The organism is Escherichia sp. MOD1-EC5189 (genome assembly GCF_002966045.1).
Lineage (GTDB): Bacteria > Pseudomonadota > Gammaproteobacteria > Enterobacterales > Enterobacteriaceae > Escherichia > Escherichia coli_F.
Genome location: NZ_PTRX01000021.1, coordinates 7,021 through 33,750, shown reverse-complemented (window position 1 = coordinate 33,750; position 26,730 = coordinate 7,021). Strand labels below are relative to the sequence as shown.

The 26,730-nt window shown below is 59.2% G+C and carries 5 protein-coding genes; 1 reads left to right on the top strand and 4 read right to left on the bottom strand.

The window, feature by feature from the left end; all coding sequences use genetic code 11:
- Positions 1-73: 73 nt before the first annotated feature.
- The gene (locus tag ATB02_RS17550) at positions 74-1,297 is read left to right on the top strand and encodes a hypothetical protein (RefSeq protein WP_105271978.1); all 1,224 of its coding nucleotides are present in this window, start codon (positions 74-76) and stop codon (positions 1,295-1,297) included.
- On the opposite strand, the gene cueR is transcribed toward ATB02_RS17550, so the two are convergent.
- Genes cueR through siiEA form a run of 4 tightly spaced genes read right to left on the bottom strand, consistent with a single transcriptional unit; the run spans position 1,298 to position 26,708 of the window.
- A complete protein-coding gene (gene cueR / locus ATB02_RS17545) occupies positions 1,298-1,705 on the bottom strand; it encodes a Cu(I)-responsive transcriptional regulator (RefSeq protein WP_001026752.1) in 408 nt (135 codons plus the stop codon).
- Positions 1,702-2,877: an HlyD family type I secretion periplasmic adaptor subunit gene (locus ATB02_RS17540; protein WP_001014326.1), complete on the bottom strand. Its 1,176-nt coding sequence runs from the start codon at positions 2,875-2,877 to the stop codon at positions 1,702-1,704. The genes cueR and ATB02_RS17540 overlap by 4 nt, the downstream gene beginning before the upstream one ends.
- Positions 2,874-5,036, bottom strand: coding sequence for a type I secretion system permease/ATPase (locus ATB02_RS17535; RefSeq protein ID WP_000739046.1), 2,163 nt, complete (start codon positions 5,034-5,036; stop codon positions 2,874-2,876). Before ATB02_RS17535 ends, ATB02_RS17540 begins: the two co-directional genes overlap by 4 nt.
- A gap of 3 nt (positions 5,037-5,039) precedes the next feature.
- The gene (gene siiEA, locus ATB02_RS17530; RefSeq protein ID WP_105271977.1) at positions 5,040-26,708 is read right to left on the bottom strand and encodes a BapA-related adhesin SiiEA; all 21,669 of its coding nucleotides are present in this window, start codon (positions 26,706-26,708) and stop codon (positions 5,040-5,042) included.
- Positions 26,709-26,730 lie beyond the last annotated feature (22 nt).

Genomic DNA, 26,730 nt, shown 5'->3' with positions numbered 1-26,730 from the left:
TTATAGAGCAATAGTCACCCGCGTAATTTTCTGGCACAGTTCAGGGAACTGAAATTTTGGCTAAGGAGTAGCCATGCTTTTTCCCTGTCGAAAACCTGAAGTACGTCTGCTGAAAAATACCGCTGCGGGCGTCATTTTTTCGGTGAAGTCAGGTAAAGGATTTCTGCGTCAATGTGTGATTTACGATCCGCACCCTTATGGGCTTATCCGTTCGCTCTGCTGGCAGGATGTCCCGTTAATACGTTTCTGGTCCGAGGCTGGCTGCCCCACCTGTGCGGAATTTGTCTACAGCGGTTTTGCGGATGATGAACAGGGAGCCGCCCGGTTTTTGTCTGCTCTCGAAAACTGGAATCGCCCGTGGTCTGGCATGACGGACGCTTTTGCCGCGCTGACACCGCTGTTCTCATGCATGGCTGATGGCTATTATCTGCTCGAAGATCGTGAAATTTACCCGACGGATGGCAACGGGCATTTCTTTTGGGCGGCAACGGACCATAGCGCCAGTAATCCGGCGACCGTTGCCGTCTGGGATCCTGAATATTGCTATTTCAGTGACACCGCCCCCTGTTTTCTTCTACCCGGCCAGCCGCCATCACATTTTAATCCTGAGCGTGCGACGTTTTATCGCGATAAACCGGACGCCCGCGCTCTGGCCTGGTATCTCCCTGATTCCTATCTCTGCGTTCTGCTCGACGGGCACCATAAGGCCACTGCTGCCGCACTGGAAGGGCGACCGCTCAAAACACTGGTACTCAGCACGGCAACCCGTTTTAATGATGAGCAACAAACACTGGTATTTCCGGGCGGAGAATGTCTGCACAAAACAGAGCTACTGTGCCACGTTCCCAAACTCACTGAGTGGAAAACATTACCGCCCGGCGCATGGGAGAGTTTCAGCCCTGATAAGCACATCAGCCCATCCGAAACCTGGTCTGAAGAGTTGCAGCAGAGCGTCAGTCGGTACCCTTCACTGGATCAAGCCTGGCAAATTGTTGAGGCCGGGAATTTGAGCGAAACTCGTATTAAGAGCATGATCCAACAAGGTTTGGGGGAGGATGAAAAGGCTGATGTAATTTTGCAGGCACTGTTTTCCACACACTCGCCGCTTTTTATTGACTTTGCCCGATTCGTTATCAGCTATCCGGCATACGCCAGTTATCGCCCCCTCACCTTCCGGTTGATGGCGCAAAACCGAACGCCGCAAGCAGATGCTTTTTTTCTGGATTTTGCCATCAATGATGACGGCGAACGTCCGGAGTTGACGAAAATAATGGACGACTATTTTCGCAAGCGTTAATCACCCCGCCCGATGATGACAGCAGCCGGAGAGATTTTCGATAATCGGGCAGTCGGCGCTGTCATCACCGGGGCAGGCATTCGCCAGCGCCAGTAACTGGTTGCGCATGGATTGCAGCTCCTCAATGTGTCGTTCGATCTCCGCCACCTTCTCCAACGTGCGCCGTTTGACGTCGGCGCTATGCCGCTGCGGGTCGTTAAACAGATTCACCAGTTCGCCGCTCTCTTCCAGGTTAAAGCCCACCTGACGCGCCTGGCGCAGTAAGGTCAGTTCGTTGAGATGCTGCTGCGTGTAGGTTCGATAACCGTTTTCGCTGCGCATCGGCGGCGTCACCAGCCCCTTTTCTTCATAGAAGCGAATGGCTTTGCTGGTCAGGCCGGTAATTTTTGCTACATCGCTAATGTTCATCGTTCGCGCAACGCCTCCTGTGCTTTGTTAAAGGGTTTCAACAGATAATCCAGCACGCTTTTTTTGCCGGTGCGGATATCGACCGTCGCCACCATGCCGGGAAATATCGGAAACTGCTGTTTATGTTTATTTTCCAGATGGTTGCTGAAAGTGCGAATGTACACCCGATAGTAATAAACATCGCGCCGCACTTCATCCTGCACGGTGTCCGGTGAAATCACCGCCACTTCCCCTGGCAGGCCGCCGTAGATGGAATAATCGTAAGCGGTTATTTTCACCAGCGATTTTTGCCCCGGATGGATAAACGCCACATCGCGGGGGGAGATTTTTGCCTCGATCAGCAGTTGCTCATCCAGCGGCACGATGGTCATCAGTTTACCACCGGGGGCGATGACGCCGCCAACCGTGGTGACGTCAATGTCCTGAACAATGCCTCGCACCGGCGCAGTAAAGTTGAGCCGCGTGAGAGAATCTTCCCGCCCGCGGATCACCGAACGCTGGGTTTCCACTTCCGCATTGGCTTTCGCTAACTCTTCGCGCGCCTGAACGTAGTATTGCGTGCGCACGTCGCTAAGTTTGTTTTCCAGTTCATTGGCCTGACGTTGCAGGCGCAGCACTTCGACGCTGCTCGCCGCCCCCTGTTTTACCAGCGGCTGGGTCATCGCCAGTTCGCGGTTGACCAGGCTAATCCCCTGCGTCAGCCCGGTGGTGGCTTTGTTCAGCCCATCGCGGCGAGTGTTATATAACGCCGTTTCCGACTCGATAAGTTCGGGGAATTTATTCAGTTCGTCAGGGAAGACCAGCGGTTTATTGCTCACTTCCGCCCGCAGCCGCGCCGAGGTTGCCAGCGCCGCGTACAGCCGCGACATCGCTTCCTGGACGTCGGATTCCGTTTTGGTGCGGTTAAGCTGTGCCAGCGGCTGCCCCTGTTCGACAATATCGCCAACCTTCACGTCGAGATGATACAAAATCCCGCCTTCCAGAGACTGCACCACCTGTTCGCGTCCAGAAGGTTCTACCGTGCCGCTGCCGGTGGTGACTTCATCAAGCTGGAAGTACCACGCCCAGCCGAGAAAACAGAGCAGCATCACAGCGGTAACGCGCACCGCCAGCGCCGAACGTGGCAGGCGGGGTTCAGTCAGGCCACGGTTGTATTGCAGTTGTCCGTTCATGCGGCAGACCCCTTATTCTTCTCCTGCAACACCACGCGTCGCGTCGTGGGTTCGCCCTGTTCACGCAAAATGGTCTCTTTCGCGCCGTCCATCACAATGCGCCCCTGATCCATCACAATTATCCTGTCCACCAGTTGCAGCATTGCCGTGCGGTGAGTAGCGATGACCAGCGTGCGATGGCCAATCCACTGTTTTAGTTGTTCAATTAAATACGCTTCCGCCATTTCATCCAGCGAGGCACTGGGTTCATCGAGCAGCACGATATTGGGTTGAGAGATGAGGAGCCGCGCCAGCAGCAGCGTTTGTCGCTGACCACCAGAGAGGCCAAATCCCCCTTCCTGAATCATGTAGTTGAGGCCGTTTTTCTGCTTCTGCACAAAGGGCAGCGCCCCGCTGAGGGTTAATGCGCGTTCGATATCTTCATCGCTGGCTTCTGGCATCCCCATGGTGAGGTTTTCCCGCAGCGAACCGAAGAACAGTCGCCCGGTCTGGCTGAGCAGCCCCATGTCGCGGCGCAGATCCGCCGGATCAAGCTGCCCGATGCTGATGTTATCCAGCAACACCTGCCCTTGCTGGGCGATACGCATTCCGGCGAGCATTTGCAGTAGCGTGGATTTACCCGCTCCGTTGCGCCCGAGAATGGCGATTTTCTCTCCGGCCTGAATGTTGAGTTTGCCGATCGCCACATCGGCAATCTTCTCTTCTTCGTCGTAATAAAACACCGCGTTGCTAAACTGATAATTACCGTGCAGTACCGCTTTATGCACCAGTTTGCCGTGCTCCGGCTGATCCACCGGGCGCTTCATCAGTTCATCAAGGCCATTACGCGCCACTTTCGCCTGCTGCCAGCGCGAAAGCACGCCGGATATCTGCGACAGCGGCGCGATGGTGCGCGAAGCCAGAATCGTCGTCCCCACCAGCGCGCCGGTGGTCATGTCGCCGTTCATCACCATGAAGCAGCCCACCAACAGCACCACCACATAGACGATGGATTGCACTTCCTGCGTCCAGGTGAGCAGCAGCCCGGTGAGAAAACGTTGCTTCATACTGATGGACGAGGCCACGTCGTTGGTGTGATTCCACTGATTCTGGAAACGCTGTTCAGCACGCAGCAGTTTAATGTCTTCAATCGACTGCACGGCCTCGACAAGCGTAGCGTTGCGCACTGCCGATTCGCGCACCCCTTCGTTCGCCAGCCGCGCCAGCGGGCGTTGCACCAGCAGGCCGGGGATCACCAGCAACGGCAGCGCCAGCAAAACAACCAGCACCAGCCAGCCGCCGATCATCCACAGAATAAAAACAAACAGCAGGAAGAATGGCAGATCCGCTACCGCGCCAATGGTGGTGGAGGTGATCAGCTCCCGCACCGATTCCAGTTCGCGGATCTGTGAGATAAACGATCCGGTGGATTTCGATCGCACGTTATTTTTCAGCCGCAATGCGTGACCAAAAACGCGATCCGAAATCCGTAGATCCGCCCGCTTGCCGATCACATCCGAAAGATGTGTGCGCACCATACGCATACAGAACTCAAACAGGATCGCCATCATCACCCCGGCAAACAGCACCCATAGCGTCGGGTACGATTGCGCCGGAACCACCCGGTCGTAAACCTGCATCGAGAAAATCATCGCCGCCAGCGCCAGCACGTTCGCCACCAGTGAGGCCAGCATAATATCGCCGTAACGCCGCCAGTCTTTTAGCGAAAGATTCCAGAACCAGTTCGCCTGATACGGGCGAATGTAGTCATCCACCCGCGCATCGGGAATGGCGCTGAGCGGGCGCAGCAGCGCCAGTTCGACGATTTTATCTTCAATATCCGCAACATTTAGCGTGGTTTCCAGCCCTTCGTCACCGCTGAACTGAACGCTGATATTGTCGTGGTTATCGCGGCGAGTGATCACGCCAATCTGTTGATTATCAAACACCGCAATCAGCGGCAGCCGCCACGGGTTAAGCGAGTCGGCGGAAAATTCCACCAGCCGTAGCCCCATCCCCAACTGCCGCGCCATATCAGTGAGTAACTCCTCCCGTTTGCTGTCGCGCTCCCAGTTGACGGTCGCGCGCACATTCTCCTGGGAAAAATCGAGGCGGTAATAGCGCGCCACGGCGATCATCGCCTCCAGCCAGGCTTCCACGGACTGGGCATTTTTTTTCATTCTCTACACCACCATCAACTGATGATTCGCCAGTAAGGTGGCGAGGTCGGTATGCACGCCCGTCAGCGTGACCACGTTAGTTGTCGCAAAGCCGCCGCCCGTGCCGTCACGGTCGATCTGCACGATGGTGTCGCTGCCGCTCTGGGTGACTTTGACAAAATCACCGATGTTTCCGGCCTGGGCATCCAGCGTTGCCACACCGTTGACATAGCTGGCTTTGCCGTTTCCGGTGTAGCCGCTGCCCTGTAACAGTTCACGAATATCAATGCGATCGGTGTCGGCGGTGCCTTCCCAGGTGCCTACCGTAAAGCCATTCGCCACGTCCGAACCGTTGCCGCCGGTGGCGTCACTGGCGCTGAGCAGTTTATAGAGCAAGGTGTCATGGCCGCCGTTGCCGATGTTGAGCGTGTCGTTGCCGCCGCGCCCTTCCAGTTGGTTATCGCCGCTGCTGCCGGTCAGAGTGTCATTAAAATTCGAGCCGGAAATCCCTTCGATATTGGTAAATGTCGAGGTATTAAAACCGGTGGCCTGTGCGGTGGTAACGCTTAAGTTAGCGGTGACGCCCACCGTTGAGAGACGGAAATCGACCACGTCCATGCCGCCGTTCGCCAGCCAGGTTCCTGTGCCGGAACTGTACACCCAGCCGCCGGAACCGTCGTAGGTGTCGGTGCCTGCGGTGGCGAAGAAGGTGTCGTTATAGCCAGTGCCGACAAACTTGCCGTTGTTGCTCGCCGTACCCGCTTCAGCACTGAGGTCGTAAGCGTGAGTAGCATCGGTGGCCTGTAAGCCGCCCCAGCTGGTATTCACCGTCTGGTCGATATTGCTGGCGGTAGTGCCGGTGGATTTGATCAGCACCGCGTTGTAGGTTTCTCCCGCGTTAAGTCCGTAGAAGTTGACCAGCGCCGAGGTGTCGTTAACGCCCATTCCCGACTGCGGGTTGATGATTTGTGTCGCCACCAGCACACCCGCCGAGTTGTACAGCTTCACGGTATTGCCGTAATAGATGTTAATACCGTTGGGATCGGTGATACGCAGGTGCAGCGAGGTGCCGTAGCTCACCGTGTTAGTGTTACGGATCAGGAACACGCTGCCCGACTGTTTGGTTACCAGCACATCCACCGCGCCGTCCCAGTCGTAGTCCATTGCCGCCACGCCGCTGGTGGTGCCGCTCTGGCTGCCACCGAGTGCCGATTGTGTCCAGTTACTGGCGCTGCTGACGTTAGTATAAAGATACGACTGTCCGGTCTGGGCGATACGGGCGATGTCCATTAACCCGTCATGATCCCAGTCGACGGCCAGGCTGAATTGACTGGCGTAGGTGGTTGCCGTCGCGCCGACCGCCACCGGGCTACCCAGCACGCCGTTGGTGTTGAATAACAGCGAGCCGTAGTTAGCTCTTCCCTGGCTGGCGGGCAGGAAGAGATCCATATCGCCGTCACCATCGAAATCGGCCCATGTCATGGAAACGGATGTCGAGTTCCCCCCCGAGCCGGGACTACTGAGGAAAGTATTGACGGTGTTTTGTCCCCAGACGAAGGTGCCATTGCCCTGACTTATCAACGATGAGAGGGTGAAGTTGTTGTTCAGGTTGAAAGTGTGCTGAACCAGATCAATTCTGCCGTCATTATTGAGATCGACACCGGAACCTTCGTTGAGTGACAGATAACCGGTTACCGCCCCACCGACCGTAGCACTCCCCCCGTTATTAGCGGTGGTGGAGTTGCCTGTCAGGGTGCCGGCGTTGTTCCACAGGAAGGTATTAGAGTCCGGTCCACCGGCGTCGCCAATCCAGAAATCAAGATAACCGTCGCCCTCTTTATCGAACGCCACAATCGAGCCATACCACGTCAGGGTGCCAACGTTCACCTGGATGGCGCTGGAAAACGTACCATCGCCGTTATTGGTAAAGCCGTTGATATACCCCGTGCCGTAGTCATCGCGAGTAATAAACAGATCGCCCGTACCGTTACGGTTGTAATCGGCGATGGAGCTGGTGGCATAGTTGTTGCCACTTTGCACCAGCGTCAGGGCGGTTTTCGACCAGGTGAGCGGATCGGTGGATTGCATAATTTGCTGGTTGGCCAGCACTGTCCACATCCCGTGTGTGTCGAGGCCGTAGGTCAGCCCCCATGCGGTGGATTTGCTGGCGGTGGTCCAGGTCGGTGTGTAATCAATCGCTGCGTTAACCGTTACCGTGCCAGTGCTGACGTTGGCAGTGTTGCCGTTACCCGCCGAGCTTTTCACCTGCGCGGTGACGTTATAGGCGGTCGCAGACGCCGCCAGCGCGTCGGTATCCGGCAGTTGCACATACCAGGTGTTGTGCGCCGGATCGACCACCACCGCACCGCCCGGCTGCGAGGTGTAGGTTTTGCCGTTGATCACCACTTCAACATACTGCCCGCTGGCGAGTGCCGCGGTGAGTACGCCGCTGATAATCGGCGTGGTATCGCGCGTAGTTTGATTGGTGATTTGCGCAAGCGTCGTCGGAATTGAGGTATCGACCGTCAGAACAAAATCGCTGGAGGAGGTGATATTCCCCGCCAGATCCACCACACGCGCACTGTAGGTATAGGCACCGCTGACCAGACCACTGTCGCTGTAAGTCCAGTTCAGCGCGCCGACCATCGTTACCGCACCTAACAGCAGACCGTTACGGTAGAGGTAAACTACTTCACCGCTGGCAAGCGGCGCAGAGAGCACGCCAATGAGCAACGGCGTGGTGTCGTCGGTGGCCTGCGAATTGCTAAACGTCCCCTGCCGCTGCCCGACATCATCGGTATACGACACAATGGTCGGCGTGGCGGTGGGGTTAATCGTATCGACCACCACCGTTTTCGATACCACCGGGCCTGTATTTCCCGCCAGATCCAGCACCCGTACCTGATAAACGTAGCTGCCGTCGGTCAGCGTGCGGCTGTCAGTGTAAGTCCACTGCGTACCGTTGGTGGTGAGCGTGGTCCAGGTCGCGCCGCCATCGAGGCTAATCTGCGCCACTTCGCCGCTGGCAAGCCCCGCCCCCAGCGAACCGGTCAGCGTGAGCGTGGTATCGCTGGTGATAAAGTCGGTGGCCGAACTCCCCGTATCGGTGCTGATGCTGGCGATGGTGAGCACCTGCGCCGGGTTAACGGTGTCAATCTGCGCCGACTGGCTGCCGGTTGCGCCAACGTTGCCCGCTAAATCAACCACCCGCACCTGCCAGGTGGTGGTGCCGTTGGTCAGCGTACGCCCGTCCACATATGTCCAGTTCAGACCGTCTGCGGCAACGGTCACGTTCACCCAGGTTGCGCCGTTGTCGGTACTGATTTGCGCGAACTCATTAGCGCCGAGCGCCGCGCCCAGCACGCCGCGCACGGTAAGCGTGGTGTCGCTGGTAATAAAATCGCTGCTGCTGGCTCCGGTGTCATCGCTGATACCGGTAATAGTGATGCTTTTCGCCGCTTCCGGGCTGATGGTGTCAACCACCACGTTTTGCGTCGCGGTCTGCCCGACATTCCCCGCCAGATCCACCACCCGCACCGTGTAGTTCCAGGTGCCGTCGGTGAGCGTGCGACTATCGGCATAGCTCCAGCTGGTGCCAATAACGGTTAACGTAGTCCAGGTGACACCGCCGTCGAGGCTGATTTGCGCCCGTTCATCTGCCGCCAGCGCCGCGCCGAGCGTCCCGCGCACGGTCAGCGTAGTGTCACGGGTCACAAAATCGCTGCTGCTTAACCCGGTGTCATCGCTGATGCCCGCAATGACGATGGTTTTGCTCGCCAGCGGCGCGGTGGTGTCCACGGTGACTATCTGGCTGGCGGTCGCGCCGATATTTCCGGCGGTGTCGATCACCCGTACCTGATAGTTGTAGTTACCGTCGGTCAGCGTGCGCCCGTCAAGATAAGTCCAGGTTAATCCATTTACCGCCAGATTCTGCCAGGTGGTGCCGCCATCGATACTGATTTGCGCAAACTCACCAGCAGAGAGCGCCGCGCCGAGCGTACCACTCACCGCAAGCGTCGTGTCGCTGGTGACAAAATCATTAGTAATCAGACCTGTATCGGTGGTGATCGTGCTAATGGCGATGGTTTTCACCGCGGGATCTGGCGCAGTAGTGTCGATCACCACATTCTGGCTATCAGTCGCCCCGACGTTGCCCGCCGCATCAATCACCCGCACCTGATAGAGATAGTTACCATCGGTCAGCGTGCGGCTATCGTTATAGCGCCAGGTCGTGCCAGTAACGGTAAGCGTGCTCCAGGTTACACCGCCGTCGATACTGATTTGCACCGTCTCGTTACTGGCAAGCGCGGCGGTGAGTGAGCCGTTGACCACCACCGGGCTGACGCTGGTGATAAAGTCGCTGGCGCTAAGGCCAGTGTCGGCTTGCAGGGAATCAATATTAATGCCCATCGCCGGGGCGCTGAGATCGACGGTAATGGTGTGATTGCTGCTACCGATGTTGCCAATGGCATTGCTCACCGAAGCGTTAATCACATAGGCATTGCCGTCCGCCAGCGCGGTGACATCGGCGCTGCCGAGGGTGTAGCTCCAGCTACCACCGGTCTGCACCGTAGTGGTGTAGGTTTTACCGTTTAAGGTCAGAGTCAGCGTCTGCCCGACTGGGGCGGTGGTGGTGCCGCTGATCACCAAAGACGCGCCGTGTTCCGCCGCGTTCACTACATCATCGCCCGCAAAGGTGTTGATGGTGACGGTTGGCACGTCGCCATTGAGGGTCACGCCACGGCTGGCGCTGCCGGGGTTTCCGGCCTGATCGCTGACCGTCGCGCTGATGGTGTAGCTGCCGTCGCTTAATCCGGAAAACTGCTGCGCCGGAATAAATACCGACCAGCTTCCGCCGCTGCCAACCGTTGCGGTCCAGGTTTGCCCGTTAAAGGTAACAGTGACCGTCTGACCCACTTCGGCGGTGGTGGTGCCGCTGATGGTCTGCCCGGCAAGCTGCTCGGCGTTGTTGATAATATCGTCACCCGCAACGGTGGCGATGGTGACCGTCGGCGCAACGGTGTCAACAGTCAGGGCGTGCGTGGTTTGACCGGGGTTACCGGCGCGATCGTTCACGCTGGCGGTAATGGTCTGCGCGCCTTGCCCGAGTGCTGCCAGATCCGCCGCAGGCACGTTCAGCGCCCAGGTGCCATTGGCGGCAACCGTAGCGGTATAGGTTTTGCCGCCAAAGGTGACAGTGACCGTCTGCCCCACTTCCGCGCTGGTCGAGCCGTTAAGGGTTAACGGCTGCTGCTGTTCGGCGGCGTTGAGTCGGTCATCCGTCGAAACGGTATTAATGTTGATAACCGGTGCGGTGAGATCCACCGCCACGCTGCGCGAGGCCGTGGCGCTGTTTCCTGCGCTGTCCTGGGCGGAGGCGCTAACCGTGTAGCTGGTGCCATCCGCCAGTGCTGCAACGTCCGCCGCAGGCACGTTCACACTCCAGCTCCCGTTGTTCTGAATGGTAGCGCTGTAGCCTTTGCCGTTAAGCAACACGGTCACCACCGTGCCTGCGGCAAAGTTCGTTCCGGTGCCGCTCAGGGTCAGCGCACTGCCTGCTTCGGCGGCGTTAATAATATTATCGCCACTGATGGTGCTGACTGAGAGCGACACCACCGCCGTATTGACCTGCACGTTGTGCGTCTGCGTGCTGCTGTTGCCTGCGCTGTCGGTGATGGTGGCGCTGATGGTCACCGTGCCATCTGCAAGGCCGGAAACCACGTTGGCTGGCACGCCAACGCTCCAGTTGCCGCTGGCATCGGTGCTGGTGACATACTGCTGCCCGGCGATGGTCACCACCAGGCGGTCACCCGCCACCGCGCCCGTGGCGGTGCCGCTGATAATCTGCGCCTGAGCGTGTTCGACGTTATTAATCACATCATCACCCGCCACGGTGTTGAAGCTGATGACGGGCGCGGTGGTATCGACGGTGACGCCTTTGCTGGCGCTGCCAGGGTTACCCGCCAGATCGCTGACCGTGGCAGTCAGGGTGTAGCCGTTATTGGCAAGTGCGGTTAAGTCACTGGCAGGCAGCGTTAAGCTCCAGCTGCCGTCTGCCTGCACCGTGGTCTGGTAGTTAGTGCCGTTTAGCGTGACGGTGAGCGTTTGCCCGGTTTCCGCCGTGCTGGTGCCGGAAACCGTCACGCCCGCCGCCGCTTCGCTGGCGTTGATGATGTTATCGCTGGCAATGGTGTTGATGGTCACCGTTGGCGCGGCGCTATCGACGCTGTATTCATGCGTTGCCGTGGCGCTGTTGCCGTTGACGTTAGTCACCCGCACCTGGGCGCTGGCATCGCCGTCACGCAAAGCCGCCAAATCCGCAGTCGGAACGGTGGTGCTCCAGCTACCGTTTGCCGCCACCGTGGTGGTGTAGGTTTTGCCGCCAAAGGTAATAGTAACGGTTTGCCCCGCTTCGACGCCGGACGTGCTGCCGGAAAGCGTTAGCGCCGCGCCTTTTTCGGCGGCGTTAATCACATCATCAGGGGTAATAGCGTTAATGCTGATGGCAACGGTAGTGAGATCAACGGTCAGCGGATGGGTAATGCTGGTTTGCGTTCCGGCACTGTTCGCCCCGCTAACGGTAATATTCAGCGTTCCCGCAGGCCAGTTACTGACATCCGCCGCCGGAACGCCGACGCTCCAGCTGCCGTTCGCCAACACCGTGGCGGCATAAGTTTGGTTATTTATCACCACGGTCAGCGCCGTGCCTGCCGTAAAGCCGGAGCTGCTCCCGGTGATCACCTGTGCCTGACCGTGTTCGATGATATTGACCACATCATCGCCTGCGACGGTATCCACCCGCAGACCAGGCAGACTGGCATCGATGGTGATATCGCGCGTGCCGCTGCCGGTGTTGCCAACGGCGTTGGTTACCGAGGCATTAACGGTTAATTCACCGTTACCCAGCGCCAGCCAGTCAGCGGCAGGCACGCTCACATTCCAGCTTAAATCAGCCTGCACGGTGGCGGTGTAAGTTTTACCGCCCAGTTCAACGGTGACGGTGCTGCCCGCCGCCGCCCCGGTTACCTGGCCGCTGATGGTTTGTGCGCTACCCGCTTCGGCGGCATTGATAATGTCGTCCGTCGCCACCGGATTAATGGTGACGCCTGGCAGCGCGGTATTGACCTGCACATTATGGCTGGCAGTACTGCTGTTGCCCTGGGCGTTGGTGACGCTCGCCGTCACGCTGTAGGTGGCTTCGCCCAGCGCACTGACCGCCGAGGCGGGCACGGTGACGCTCCAGTTGCCGGAGGCATCGGTGGTGGCGCTGTAGTTTTGTCCATTCAGCGTGACGGTGATCGCCGTGCCCGCAGGCTGATCGCTGGTGCCGGAAAGCGCCAGATTCGATCCTTTTTCCGTCGCGTTGATCACGTCATCGCCCGCGATGGTGTTGATGCTAATCGCTGGCGCGGTGAGGTTAACGGTGACGGTTCGGCTGGCCTCGTCGCTGTTGCCCGCCCGATCGCTGACGCTGGCGGTGATGGTCTGTGCGCCGCTACTGAGTGCCGCAACATCCGCTGCTGGAACGCCAACGCTCCAGTTGCCGGAGGCATCCAGCGTCGTGGTATACGTTTTGCCATTGAGCACAACGCTCACCACATCGCCCGCTTCCCCGCCCGTGCTGGTACCGGAGATCACCAGCGCCTGGGCGTGTTCGGCGTCGTTAAGGATGTCATCGCCCGCCACGGTGTTAATGGTGAGAACCGGCGCGGTGGTGTCTATCGCCAGATTATGGCTGGCGCTGCCGGGGTTGCCCGCTTTGTCGTTGACCGTGGCGCTGACGGTGTAATTGCTTGCGGTGAGCGCGACCAGGGCTGAAGTGGGAACGCTGACGCTCCAGCTACCGTCCTCCTGTACATTACCGGTGTAAGTTGCGCCGTTAAGGGTGACGGTGACCGTCTGCCCGGTTTCGGCGGTGCTGGTGCCGCTGATGGTGAGCGGGTTTCCCGCCTCCGTGGCGTTAAGGATGTCATCGCTGGCGATGGTGTTAATGGTGAGCGTCGGCGCGCTGGCGTCAACGCTGTACGCATGGGTCGCCGAGGCACTGTTGCCGCTCGCGCTGCTGACACTGGCCTGCACGTTCGCCGCGCCGTCTGGCAAGGTTGCCAGATCTGCCGCCGGAACCGTTACGCTCCAGCTTCCGTTGGCGGCGACGCTGGCGGTGTAGGTTTTGCCGCCAAAAGTGACGGTAACGGTTTGCCCACTTTCAATTCCGCTGGTGCTGCCAGAAAGGGTCAGATTGGTGCCTTTTTCGGCGGCGTTAATCACGTCGTCGCTGGCAACGGTGTTGATGCTGATTGCCACCGCCGTTAAATCGACGGTGAACGGATGGCTGACGCTGACCGGGTTTCCGGCGCTGCTCTGGCCTGTTACGTCAACGGCTAACGGCCCCGCAGGCCAGGCGCTGACGTTTGCCGCCGGAATGCCGACGCTCCAGCTCCCGTCTGCCTGTACCGTGGCAGAATAAGCCACACTGTTGATGGTAACCGTCAGCACAGCACCTGCATTCAGGCCACTACTGCCACCAGTGATCACCAGTGCCTGACCATGCTCGATGCTGTTGACGATATCATCGCCCGCCACGGTATCCACGCGCAGCCCCGGCAAGTTGGCATCAATGGTGATATCCCGCGTGCCGCTACCGGTGTTGCCATTCGCGTTGGTGACCGAGGCGGTAATGGTCAAATCACCATTTCCCAGCGCCTGGAGATCGGCTGCCGGAACGGTGACGCTCCAGCTTAAGTTGCCCTGTACCGTGGTGGTGTAAGTGTTGCCGCCCAGCGTCACAGTAACCGTATCGCCAGCGGCGGCGCGGGTCACCCCCCCGCTGATGGTTTGATCGGCCCCGGCTTCGGCGGCGTTGATAATATCGTCGTCCGCCACGGTATTGATGGTGACGCCTGGCAGGCCGCTGTCGACCAGCAAATTCGCCTGGCTGCTGGCAGTGTTACCCACCGTACTGGTGGCACTGGCGCTGACGGTATAGTTGGCCTGGCCTAGAGCCGCCAGATCGCTGACCGGAACGGTTAAGGTCCAGTTGCCCGCCGCGTCGGTGGTGGCGCTGTAGTTATGACCGTTGAGCGTGACGGTAACCTGTGCGCCTGTCGCCAGCCCCGTACTGCTACCGCTGATGGTCAACGGCTGGCCTTTTTCATCGGCATTCAGGACGTTATCGCCGCTGATGGCGTTAAAGGTAATTGACGGCAGCCCGGTATTGACCGCCACCTGATGCGTGGCGTTGCCGCTGTTTCCGGCGGCGTCGGTGACGCTGGCGTTAATGGTCACCGTGCCGTTCGCCAGCGCCGAGACGACGCTCGACGGTACGCCGACGCTCCAGTTACCGCTGGCGTCCAGCACGGTGGTAAAGGTGTTTGTGCCGATAGTCACCGTCACGGTGCTACCGGTTGCCGCACCCGTGGCGGAGCCGCTGATGATCTGCGCCTGGGCGTGTTCCGTCGCGTTGATTACATCATCGCCCGCCACCGTGTTGATGGTGACGACCGGAACGGATGTATCCACCGTCAGGTTATGGTTAGCGGAGGCCGGGTTTCCGGCTTTGTCGCTCACCGCCGCGCTGACGGTGTAGTTGCTGGCGGTCAGGGCGCTTAACGCTGAAGGCGGCACGCTGACGCTCCAGCTACCGTCTGTTTGCACCGTGCCGGTATAATTTGCGCCATTGAGCGTGACGGTCACCGTCTGCCCGGCTTCCGCCGTGCTGCTGCCGGTGATGGTCAGCGCCGTACCCGCTTCGGCGGCGTTAAGAATATCGTCACCCGCAATAGCGTTAATGGTCACCGTTGGCGCGCTGGCATCGACGCTGTAAGCGTGGGTAGTGGTGGCACTGTTGCCGTTAACGTTGCTGACGCTGGCCTGTGCGCTGGCATCACCATCACGCAGGGCTGCCATATCCGCCGCCGGAACCGTGGTGCTCCAGGAACCATTCGCCGCGACACTTGCAATATAGGTTTTACCGCCAAAGGTCACGGTGACCGTTTGCCCGGCCTCCACGCCAGAGGTGCTGCCGGAGAGCGTTAATGCCGCGCCTTTTTCAGCGGCGTTAATCACATCATCGGCGGTAATGGCGTTGATGCTGACCGCCACCGCCGAGAGATCGACTGTCACCGGATGCGTAACGCTCACCGGGTTTCCGGCTGTAGTGCTGCCGCTCGCCGTAATCGTCACCGCCCCCGCAGGCCAGGCGCTGACATCCACCGCCGGAACGCCGACGCTCCAGGTGCCATCCGCCAGCACTGCCGCAACATAGGTTTGCCCGTTAATGGTCAGCGTGACATTGCTACCCACCGCCAGCCCAGAGCTGCTGCCGGTAATCACCAGCGCCTGACTGTGCTCGATAATGTTGACCACATCATCGCCCGCCACGGTATCGACCCGCAGACCGGGGAGATTCGCGTCTATGGTGATTTCGCGCGTGCCGTTACCGGTATTGCCTACGCTGTTCGTTACCGAAGCCGAAATGGTCAGCTCTCCGTTGCCCAACGCCTGTAACGCCGAAGCCGGAACATCGACACTCCAGCTTAAGTCTGCCTGTACCGTAGCGGTGTAAGTCGCCCCACCGAGCGTCACGGTCACCGTATCGCCCGCCGCGGCCCTCGTGACCAGCCCGCTGATAGTTTGAGTTGCCCCCGCTTCGGCGGCGTTAATAATATCGTCCGTTGCCACAACGTTAATGGTGACGCCCGGTAGCGCGGTATTAACCTGCACGTTATGGCTGGCGGAACCGCTATTGCCATCAACATCGGTTGCGGCGGCAGTCACCGTATAAGTCGCTTCACCGAGCGTACCAACCGCAGACGCCGGAACAGTCACGCTCCAGTTCCCGGAAGCATCGGCAGTGGTGGTGTAATTTTGCCCGTTGAGCGTAACAGTTACCTGCGTGCCCGCAGGCTGGTTGCTGGTGCCGGAAATCGACAGATCCGCGACTTTCTCCGTGGCGTTGATGATGTCATCGACGGCGATGGTGTTAATGGCGAGTATCGGTGTACCGAGCGCCACGCTGACAGTGTGCGAGGCCGTGCCGCTGTTGCCTGCGGAGTCGGTAACCGTGGCGGTAATGGTCACATCGCCCTGGGCCAGCGCGGAAATCACGCTGGCAGGCACGCCGATGCTCCAGTTGCCGTTGGCGTCCAGCACGGTGGTGTAGGTGGTCGTGCCAATCGTCACGGAAACCGTGTTACCCGTCGTCGCGCCCGTTGCCGAGCCGCTGATAATCTGCGCCTGAGCATGTTCCGTGGCGTTAATGATGTCATCGCCCGCTACCGTGTTAATGGTGACGACCGGAGCGGCAAGATCCACCGTCAGGTTATGCGTTGCCGAGGTTGGGTTGCCCGCTTTGTCGCTGACCGCCGCGCTCACCGTATAGGGGCTGGCGGTAAGGTCGGCTAAATCGCCAGTTGGTACGCTGACGCTCCAGCTCCCGTCTGCCTGCACGTTGCCGCTGTAATTGATGCCGTTTAGCGTCACGGTCACTGTCTGCTCGGCTTCTGCGGTGCTGGTGCCGCTGATGGTCAGCGCCGATCCCGCTTCGGCGGCATTAAGAATATCGTCGCTGGCGATGGTGTTGATAGTAACGGAGGGCGCGGTGGCATCGACGCTATAAACATGCGTAGCCTGGGCGTTGTTACCCGCGACGTTGCTGACGCTGGCCTGGATGTTTGCTGCGCCATCCGGCAAGGTTGCGAGATCGGCTGCTGGGATCGTCAGCCCCCAGGTATTATCCGCGGCAACCGTGGTGGTGTAGCTTTTGCCACCGAAAATAACGGTAATAGTCTGCCCCGCTTCCACGCCGGAGGTGGTGCCGGAAAGCTGCAAATCAGTGCCTTTCTCGGCGGCGTTTATCACATCGTCAGTGGAAAGGGTGTTGATGGTAATCGCCACGGCCGCAAGATCGACGGTGACCGGATGAGTAATGCTGGTTGTGGTTCCTGCGGTATTGGTGCCAGAGACGGCAATATTGACCGTCCCCGCAGGCCAGTTAGCCACGTCCGCTGCCGGAACGCCGACGCTCCAGGTGCCATCGGCGAGTACCGTTGCGCCGTAGGTGACGCTATTGATAACCACCGTCAACGCCGCGCCCGCCGCCAGTCCGGTACTACTGCCGGTGACCACCAGTGCCTGAGTGTGCTCAATGCTGTTAATCACATCATCGCCTGCCACGGTATCGACTCGCAGGCCTGGCAGATTGGCGTCTATCACGATGTCGTGCGTTGCGGTGCCAGTATTATTTGCAGAATTAGTCACCGAGGCGCTGATGGTCAGTTCACCGTTACCCAGCGCCTGCAAATCTGCCGCAGGCACGCTGACGCTCCAGCTTAAATCTGGCTGCACGGTGGCAATGTATTGATTACCGCCGAGCGTGACAGTGACCGAATCTCCTGCTGCTGCCGTCCCCGTAACCTGTCCGCTGAGGGTCTGGTTAACGGCGATTTCAGCGGCGTTGATAATGTCATCGCCCGCCACGGTATTAATAATCACCCCAGGCAGGAGTGATTCGACATTTACCGTATGGGTGGTACTGCCGCTGTTTCCCGCGCTGTCGGTGGCGCTGGCGCTAATCGAATAAACCGCCTCGCCCAGTGCGCCGACCGCCGAAGCCGGCACGGTAACGCTCCAGTTGCCGGAGCCGTCGGTGGTGGCGCTGTACGCCAGGCCGTTCAACATCACGGTGACCGTGGTGCCGGTCGCCAGACCGCTGGAGCCGCCGCTGATGGTCAGATCCTGGGTTTTCTCCGCATTATTAATGATGTCATCGCCGGAGACGGTGTTAATGGTCAGCGTCGGGCCGCTAAGATCAACGGTCACATCGTGAGTCGTGCTGTCGCTGTTGCCCGCGCGATCGCTCAGGCTGGCGGTGATGGTCTGGCTGCCGGTCGCCAGCGCCGTGACATCCGCCGCTGGAATACCCACACTCCAGTTACCGGAGGCGTCCAGCGTGGTGGTGTAGTTTTTACCGTTCAGCGTGACGGTCACCACATCGCCTGCCGCCGCGCCCGTACTGGTTCCGCTCACCACCAGCGCCTGCCCGTGTTCGATGGCGTTGATAATGTCATCGCCCGCGACGGTGTTAATGGTGAGATCCGGCGCAGTAACGTCCACCGCCAGCGCGTGGTCTGTGCTTACCAGGTTACCCGCTTTGTCGCTCACCGTGGCGGTCACGGTATAACTGCTGGCGGTTAATCCGCTTAAATCTGTCGCCGGAACGTTCACACTCCAGGTGCCATCGGCCTGGACGGTAGTCTGGTACGTGTTGTTATTGAGCGTGACAGTCAGCGTCTGCCCGGCCAGCGCCGTGGTGGTGCCGCTGATGGTTATCCCCGCGCCCGCTTCACTCACGTTGAGAATATCGTCGCTGGCGATGGTGTTGATGGTCACAAGCGGCGCGGTGGCATCGACGCTGTACGCGCGATCGACCTGGGCGCTGTTGCCGTTAATGTTGCTGACACTCGCCTGCACGTTGCCCGCGCCGTCCGGCAACGCAGCGAGATCGGCAGGCGGCACATTCACCGTCCAGCTACCGTTGGCTTCCACAGTGGTGGTGTAATTTTTGCCGCCAAAGGTGACGGTCACCGTCTGCCCGGCTTCTACACCGCTGGTACTGCCGCTCACCACCAGCGTTTCGCCTTTTTCGACGGCATTGATCACATCATCGCCGGAGAGAGTGTTAATGGTTATGGCGACCGCCGCCAGATCGACGGTAACCGGATGGGTAATGGTGGAGGTTGTTCCGGCGCTGTTGGTGCCGCTTACCGTGATATCCACCGTACCCGCAGGCCAGTTGCTGACGTCTGCCGCCGGAACGCCGAGGTTCCATGTACCGTCAGCTAACACCGTGGCAGCGTAAGTGACGTTGTTGATAACAACCGTTAATGCGGTTCCCACCGTTAATCCGCTGCTGCTCCCGGTGATCACCAGCGCCTGACTGTGCTCAATGCTGTTAATAACGTCATCGCCCGCCACGGTATCGACACGCAGGCCAGGCAGATTGGCGTCGATCGTGATATCGCGCGAGCCGCTGCCCGTGTTGCCAACGCCATTGGTGACCGAGGCGTTAACTGTCAGAGAACCGTTACCCAGCGCCTGAATATCCGCCGCCGGAACGCTAACGCTCCAGCTTAAATTAGCCTGCACCGTGGCGGTGTAGGTGTTGCCGCCCAGCGTGACGGTGACCGTATCGCCCGCCGCCGCGCCCGTCACCTGCCCGCTGATGGTTTGCGCACTGCCCGCTTCGGCGGCATTAATAATGTCATCGGTTGCCACTGCGTTAATGGTAACGCCAGGTAAGGCGCTGTTGACCAGCACATTATGGCTGGCGGAATTACTGTTGCCCGCGCTATCGGTGACGTTCGCGGTTACTGTGTAGTTAGCTTCACCCAACGCGCTAACCGCTGACGCTGGCACCGTGGCGCTCCAGTTGCCACTGCTATCGGTGGTAGAGGTGTAATTTTGTCCGTTCAGCGTCACTGTAATGGTGGTGCCTGCGGGCTGATTACTGGTGCCAGTAATTTGCAGATCCGCGCCTTTTTCTGTGGCGTTAATCACGTCATCGCTGGCGATAGTGTTGATACCAATGGTTGGCGAGGTGAGATTCACGGTGAGCGTGCGGCTGGCATCATCGCTGTTGCCTGCCGCATCGGTAATAACCGCAGTGATGGTTTGCGGGCCGCTGCCCAGCGCAGTGACGTCTGCTGCCGGAACTCCGACGCTCCAGTTGCCGGAGGCGTCCAGCGTGGTAGTGTAGGTTTTACTGTTTAACGTGATGGTAATGACATCGCCCGCTTCCCCGCCAGTGCTGGAACCGGAGATCACAAGCGCCTGTCCGTGTTCGGCGGCGTTAATGATGTCATCGCCGGAGACGGTGTTAATGGTTAAAACTGGCACGGTGAGATCCACCGCCAGGCCGTGAGTGGCGGTCGCCGGGTTACCCGCTTTGTCGCTTACCGAGGCGCTGACCGTGTACGGGCTGGCGGTCAGTTTGCTGAGATCTGTTGTCGGCACGCTGACGCTCCAGCTACCGCCCGCCTGAACGGTGCCGATGTAAGCCACACCATTAAGCGTGACGGTTACCGTTTGCCCCGCTTCGGCGGTGCTGGTGCCGCTGATGGTTAACGGATTGCCCGCCTCAGCGGCGTTAAGAATATCGTCTGTGGCAATAGTGTTAATGGCAAGCGTCGGTGCCGTGGCATCGACGCTATAGGCGTGGGTTGCCGAAGCCGTGTTCCCGTTAATATTGCTGACACTGGCCTGTACCGTGGCGTCGCCGTCACGTAACGCGCTGAGATCGGCGGCGGGTACGGTGGTTGTCCAGCTGCCATCGCCCGCTACGGTAGCGGTATAGGTTTTGCCGCCAAAGGTGACGGTGACGGTTTGCCCCGCTTCCACGCCGGAAGTGCTGCCGGAAAGGGTTAAATCGGCCCCTTTTTCAGCGGCGTTAATCACATCGTCGCCGGAAACGGTGTTAATGGAGATCGCCACCGCCGCCAGATCGACGGTGACCGGATGGGTGATGGTGACCGGGTTTCCTGCGCTACTGGCGCCTGAAACCGTGATATCCACCGTCCCCGCAGGCCAGTTGCCCACATCTGCTGCCGGAACACCAAGGCTCCATGTGCCATCAGCTAATACTGTCGCAGCGTAAGTGACCGTGTTAATCACCACCGTCAGCGCCGCGCCCACCGCCAGCCCGCTGCTGCTACCGGTTATCACCAGTGCCTGACCGTGCTCGATGCTGTTAACCACATCATCGCCCGCCACGGTATCAACGCGCAGACCTGGCAGATTGGCATCTATCACAATATCGCGCGCACCGCTGCCGGTATTACCCACGCCGTTAGTTACCGAGGCATTAACTGTCAGTTCGCCATTACCGATAGCCTGAATATCCGCCGCCGGAACATCCACGCTCCAGCTTAAATTCCCCTGCACGGTAGCGGTGTAGGTTTTCCCGCCAAGCGTTACGGTAACCGTATCGCCCGCCGCCGCACCCGTCACCTGGCCGCTGATAGTCTGCGCCACGCCCGATTCGGCAGCGTTAATAATATCGTCAGTCGCTACCGGATTAATGGTGACGCCAGGCAGCGCGGTATTCACCTGCACGTTATGGCTGGCGGAATTGCTGTTGCCCGCGCTGTCGGTGACGTTCGCCGTCACCGTGTAACTGGCTTCGCCCAGCGCACCGACGGCAGAGGCTGGCACCGTGGTGCTCCAGTTGCCTGCGGCGTCCGTCGTGGCGGAGTAATTTTGCCCGTTCAGCGTCACCGTAATTGTGGTGCCTGTTGGCTGATTACTGGTGCCGGAAATTTGCAGATCCGCGCCTTTTTCCGTGGCATTAATCACGTCATCGCTGGCAATGGGGTTGATGCCAATGGTCGGCGCGGTAAGGTTAACGGTGACCGTGTGCGTCTCGTTGTCGCTGTTGCCAGCCACATCGGTAACGGTCGCCGTCACGGTTTGCGTGCCGCTGCCCAGCGCAGAGACATCCGCAGCCGGAACGCCGACGCTCCAGTTGCCGGAAGCATCCAGCGTCGTGGTGTAGGTTTTACTGTTTAGCGTGACGGTGACGACATCGCCCGCTTCTCCGCCGGTGCTGGAACCGGAAATCACCAGCGCCTGCCCGTGTTCGGCGGCGTTAATAATATCATCGCCCGCAATGGTGTTAATGGTCAGTACCGGAACGGTGAGATCCACCGCCAGATTATGCGTGGTGCTCGCCGGGTTGCCCGCTTTGTCATTGACCGTGGCGGTCAGGGTGTGGCTGCCATCCGTCAATGCCTCAAGGTCTGCCGCCGGAATATTAATACTCCAGCTGCCGTCGGCCTGTACCGTTGCCTGATAGGTCTGCACAGTTGGGCTGTTAAGCGTTACCGTAACAATCTGCCCCGCTTCAGCGGTGGTGCTGCCGCTCACCGTCACGCCAGTATCAGCTTCGCTGGCGTTAACGATATTGTCGCTGGCGACGGTATTGATAATGATGGTTGGCGCGCTGCTATCGACGCTGTAGTTATGCACCGCCGAGGCGCTATTGCCATTGATATTGCTGACGCTGGCCTGCGCGGAGGCGCTGCCCTGAGGTAATGCTGCCAGATCGGCGGCAGGAACGGTGGCAGTCCAGCTACCATCGCTCGCCACGCTGGCGGTGTAATTTTTCCCGCCAAAGTTGACGGTGACGGTTTGTCCTGGCTCTACATTAGTGGTGGTGCCGGAAAGGGTTAAATCAGCGCCTTTTTCTGCGGCGTTAATCACGTCGTCCGTGGCGATGGTGTTGATTGTGATCGCCGCCGGCGTGAGATCCACCGTTACCGGATGCGTAATGCTTATCGGATTTCCGGCGCTACTTTCCCCGGATACAGCAATAGACACCGTCCCCGCAGGCCAGGCGCTAACCTGCGCCGCCGTGACGCCCACGCTCCAGCTACCATCGGCCTGCACCGCAGTGGTGTATTCCACATTATTAATCGTAACTGTAAGCGGGGTGCCTTCAGCCAGCCCTGAGCTGCTGCCGCTGACCACCAGCGCCTGCCCGTGTTCGATGATATTGACCACATCATCACCCGCCACCGTATCGACCCGCAGACCGGGCAGATTGGCGTCAATGGTGATGTCCCGTGTGCCGCTGCCGGTGTTGCCGTTTTGATTGGTGACCGAGGCGCTCACCGTTAAATCACCATTACCCAGCGCCTGAATATCTGCCGCCGGAACGCTCACGCTCCAGCTTAAACCGGCCTGCACGGTGGTGCTGTAAGTATTACCGCCCAGCGTAACGGTTACCGTGTCGCCAACGGCGGCTCCAGTCACCTGCCCGCTGATGGTTTGCGCAACGCCCGCTTCGGCGGCGTTAATAATATCGTCGGTTGCCACCGGGTTAATGGTCACGCCGGGCAGCGCGCTGTCGACCAGCACGTTATGGCTGGCGGTGGCGCTGTTGCCGATATCGCTGGTCACCGCCGCCGTTACCGTATAGTTGGCCTGGCCCAGTGCGGTTACCGCCGATGCCGGAACGGTGACGCTCCAGTTGCCGGAGGCGTCGGTTGTAGTGGTGTAATTTTGCCCGTTCAGCGTCACGGTGATGGTGGTATTAACAGGCTGATCGCTGGTGCCGGTAATTTGAACATCGGCCCCTTTTTCGCTGGCGTTGATCACATCATCGGCCGCGATAGTGTTAATGCCAATCACCGGCGCGGCGGTATCAACCGTGACGGTCAGTGACTGGCTACCCGTATTTCCGGCGCGATCAGTCACTGAAACGTTGATCGGATAACTGCCGTCCACCAGTCCGCTGACAACGGAGGCCGGAACGCCCAGACTCCAGTTGCCGGAAGCATCCACCACTGTGGTGTAATCCACATCATTCAGCGTAACGGTGACAATATCGCCCGCCTGCGCGCCGGTGACCGTGCCGCTGATGATTTGCGCCTGAGTGTGTTCCGGCGTGTTAATGACGTTATCGGTTGCCACCGGATTAATGGTCACCACCGGCGGCGTGGCATCGACCAGCGCCACCCGTGAGACGCTGGTCGGGTTACCAGCGATATCGTTCACGCTGGCGGTCACCGTGGCGTTGCCGTCAGCCAGTGCGCCAACGTTGGCGGCGGGAACGGTCACGCTCCAGGTGCCATCTGACTGCACGACGCCCTGATAGGTCTGCCCATTCAGCGTAACGGTCACCGTCTGCCCCGGCTGAGCGTCAGTGGTGCCCGTAATTTGCAGATCCTGCCCGCTTTCGGCGGCGTTGATGATGTTATCAGCCGTCAGCGAGTCAATGCTTAAGGCCGGGGCCTGGCTGTCGACGGTAATGGTGCGGGAGGTGTCGCCTGTGTTACCGCTGATATTAGTGACGGTCGCAGTGATTTCCGCCGCACCGTCTGCCAGGCTGCTCACCGCGCTGGCGGGGATGGTCAGGCTCCAGCCACCACCTGCCTGAACGGTGGTGGTAAAGGTTTGTCCGGCGAATTTCACTACCACGGTTTGCCCGGTTTCCACCAGTTGCGTGGTGCCGGTCAGCGTTAACGGCGCGCCTTTTTCTGCGGCATTGATAATGTCATCGCCGGAGACGGTATTGATGGTGATAAGCACCGCGCCCGGATTAACGTCCACGTTGCGATCGATAGAAACCGGGTTCCCGGCGGGGTCCGCTGCGCTGGCATTAACTACTATCGTACCCGGCGTCAGCGCCTGTAGATCTGCCGCAGGCACGCCCACCTGCCAGTTGCCGCTGCTGTCGGTCACCCCCAGGTAGCTTTTGCCACCGAGCAAAACGGTGACCACACTTTCGACGGGCAGATTAGTACTACTACCGGTGATGATCAGGTTTTGCTGTTGCTCAACGGCATTGATCACATCATCGCCCGCGATGGTGTCAATGCGCAGCCCCGGCAGCCCGGCGCTGATGGTGATATCAAGCGCACTGCTGCCGGTGTTGCCATGCACGTTGGTGACAGAGGCGTTAATGGTTAACGCACCATCGCCCAGCGCCTGTAAATCTGCCGACGGAACGCTCACGCTCCAGGTGAGATTACTGCCCACCGTCGCCGTGTAAGTATTGCCGCCCAGTTCAATAGTGACCGTATCGCCCTGCGCGGCGCCCACGACGACGCCACTCAGGGTTTGATCTGCTCCCGCTTCGGCGTTGTTGACAATGTTGTCGCCCGCAAAGGTGTTGATGATCACCTGCGGCAGCACCGTATCGACCAGCAAATTGCTCTGCGCGGTGCCAGTGTTGCCGGTCACATCGGTGGCGCTGGCAGTGACGGTGTAATTGGTGTTCGCAAGATTAACAACATCACTCACCGGAACGCTCAGCGACCAGACGCCGCCGCTGACCTGAGCGCTATACGTGACATTATTCAACGTCACGCTAACTGTACCGCCATCGGGCAAATTGCTGGTGCCGCTTAACGTTAGCGGCTGCTGAGACTCCAACGCATTCAGTACGTTATCTCCGCTGATCGCATCTATCGCGACTTGCGGCGCGACGCCCGCCAGGGTGATGTTATGAGTCGCTGTACCGGTATTTCCGGCGGCATCGGTCACCGTGACGATAATATCGTTAGGGCCACGCGCTAAAGTGCGGGTTACCGCCGGGTCCAGTGCCACATTCCAGCTGCCATCTGCCAGCACGATGCCCGTCAGGACATGAGTGCCCAATTTCACCGTTACCGTATCGCCTGGAGAAGCACCGCTGACTTGTCCGGAGATGATCTGCGCGACGGCCTGCTCGGCATTATTAAGAATATCGTCGCCCGCCACGGTGTTAACGCTGACCACGGGTGCTGAGGTGTCTACCGTGAAATTCGCGCTGTTGCTGGTGGTGTTCCCTGCCCGATCGCTGACACTGGCATTGACAGCGTAGTTCCCCTCCGCCAGTGCCTGGACCTCCGTGGCAGGCAGCGTCACTTGCCAGGTTCCGTCGCTACCGACGGTTGCTGAATGGTTTTTCCCGTTGACGGTCAGGGTTACTGTTTGCCCCGCTTCTGCATTCGAAGTGCCGCTCAGTACCAGCGCGGCGTTATGTTCCGCAGCACTGACGATGTTGTCCTGAGCGATAGTGTTGATGGCAAGCGTTGGCGGTTGGGTATCGACCGTTAGCAGCTGCGCGCCAGTGACGGTATTGCCTGTGGCGTCTTTCCCGCTGACCAGCACTGCCTGATTCCCTTCGCCTAATGTCTGGGCGTCGGCGGTCGGCACCTGCACGCTCCACGCGCCGTTAGCGCCTACGCTGGTGGTGTAGGTTTTGCCGTTTAGCGTGACGGTGAGTTCTGTTCCCTGTGCCAGATGGCTACTGGTGCCAGAAAGCGTAAACCCGGCGGCCTGTTCGCTGGCGTTAATGATGTTATCGCCTGCGGTGGTGGCAACCTGTACGACAGCCTGACTATTGTCGATGGTTAACGTTATCGACCCAGCGTTAGTAATGGTGCTGCCGACGATTTGCACCACTGACCAGGTATGTTCGCCCGCGCTTTGTGCGGGTAAATCGACGCTCCAGCGCCCGTTACTGTCTACCTGAGTACTGGCAATAGTATTGCCGTTACTGTCTTTAATCTGAATAGTCGCCCCCGCCTGTCCGCTGCCGCTAAAGGTTGGCGTAGTGTCATCGGTGATATCGTTGGCGGAAAGAATACCGCGTTGATCGCCCTGATTATCGGTTACCAAAAACGATGGAGTGGCATTGCCGGGTTCGGCTGGCGGTGGGTTGTTAACCACTTCAGTTTTTGAGTCATCATCACCACCGCTTGCCAGTAAAGCGCCAAGCGCGCCACCACCTACCGCGGCACCCGCTAACCATCCCCACGGGAAGGCACTGGTCTGAGCGACGGTATCAAGATACGGCGCAATGCTTTCAATTGCGGTAGTCTGAGCGGTCAGCTCCACGGGCGCTAAGCCACCGGCGGCGGTATCGGCAAAGGTGACATGTGTCAGCTGTTGACCATCGGCAAACACCAGTTGAGATTGTTCGCTGGTATTTGCCGCTTGCAGGAAATAACCGTTGCAGCGGATCACCGTGCCGTCTTGCATATAGATCAGCAGGTCATTTCCTTCACGGACGTAACGCGCAACGGCAGATGCCTGAGCATGAACCTGCACTACAGAGGGCTCATAAATGACAACCGTAACGTCGCCAGGATTAATCAGCGCTTGTTTGACGGATGTTTTTCGCGAAATAACATCAATAATCAGGCTCATAATGGCATTCCTGATAAATGGC

What these genes read in the sequence shown, in the direction of transcription:
- siiEA (WP_105271977.1), bottom strand. Translation starts at nt 26,708, where the DNA reads ATGAGCCTGATTATTGATGTTATTTCGCGAAAAACATCCGTCAAACAA.
- ATB02_RS17540 (WP_001014326.1), bottom strand. Translation starts at nt 2,877, where the DNA reads ATGAACGGACAACTGCAATACAACCGTGGCCTGACTGAACCCCGCCTG.
- ATB02_RS17550 (WP_105271978.1), top strand. Translation starts at nt 74, where the DNA reads ATGCTTTTTCCCTGTCGAAAACCTGAAGTACGTCTGCTGAAAAATACC.
- cueR (WP_001026752.1), bottom strand. Translation starts at nt 1,705, where the DNA reads ATGAACATTAGCGATGTAGCAAAAATTACCGGCCTGACCAGCAAAGCC.
- ATB02_RS17535 (WP_000739046.1), bottom strand. Translation starts at nt 5,036, where the DNA reads ATGAAAAAAAATGCCCAGTCCGTGGAAGCCTGGCTGGAGGCGATGATC.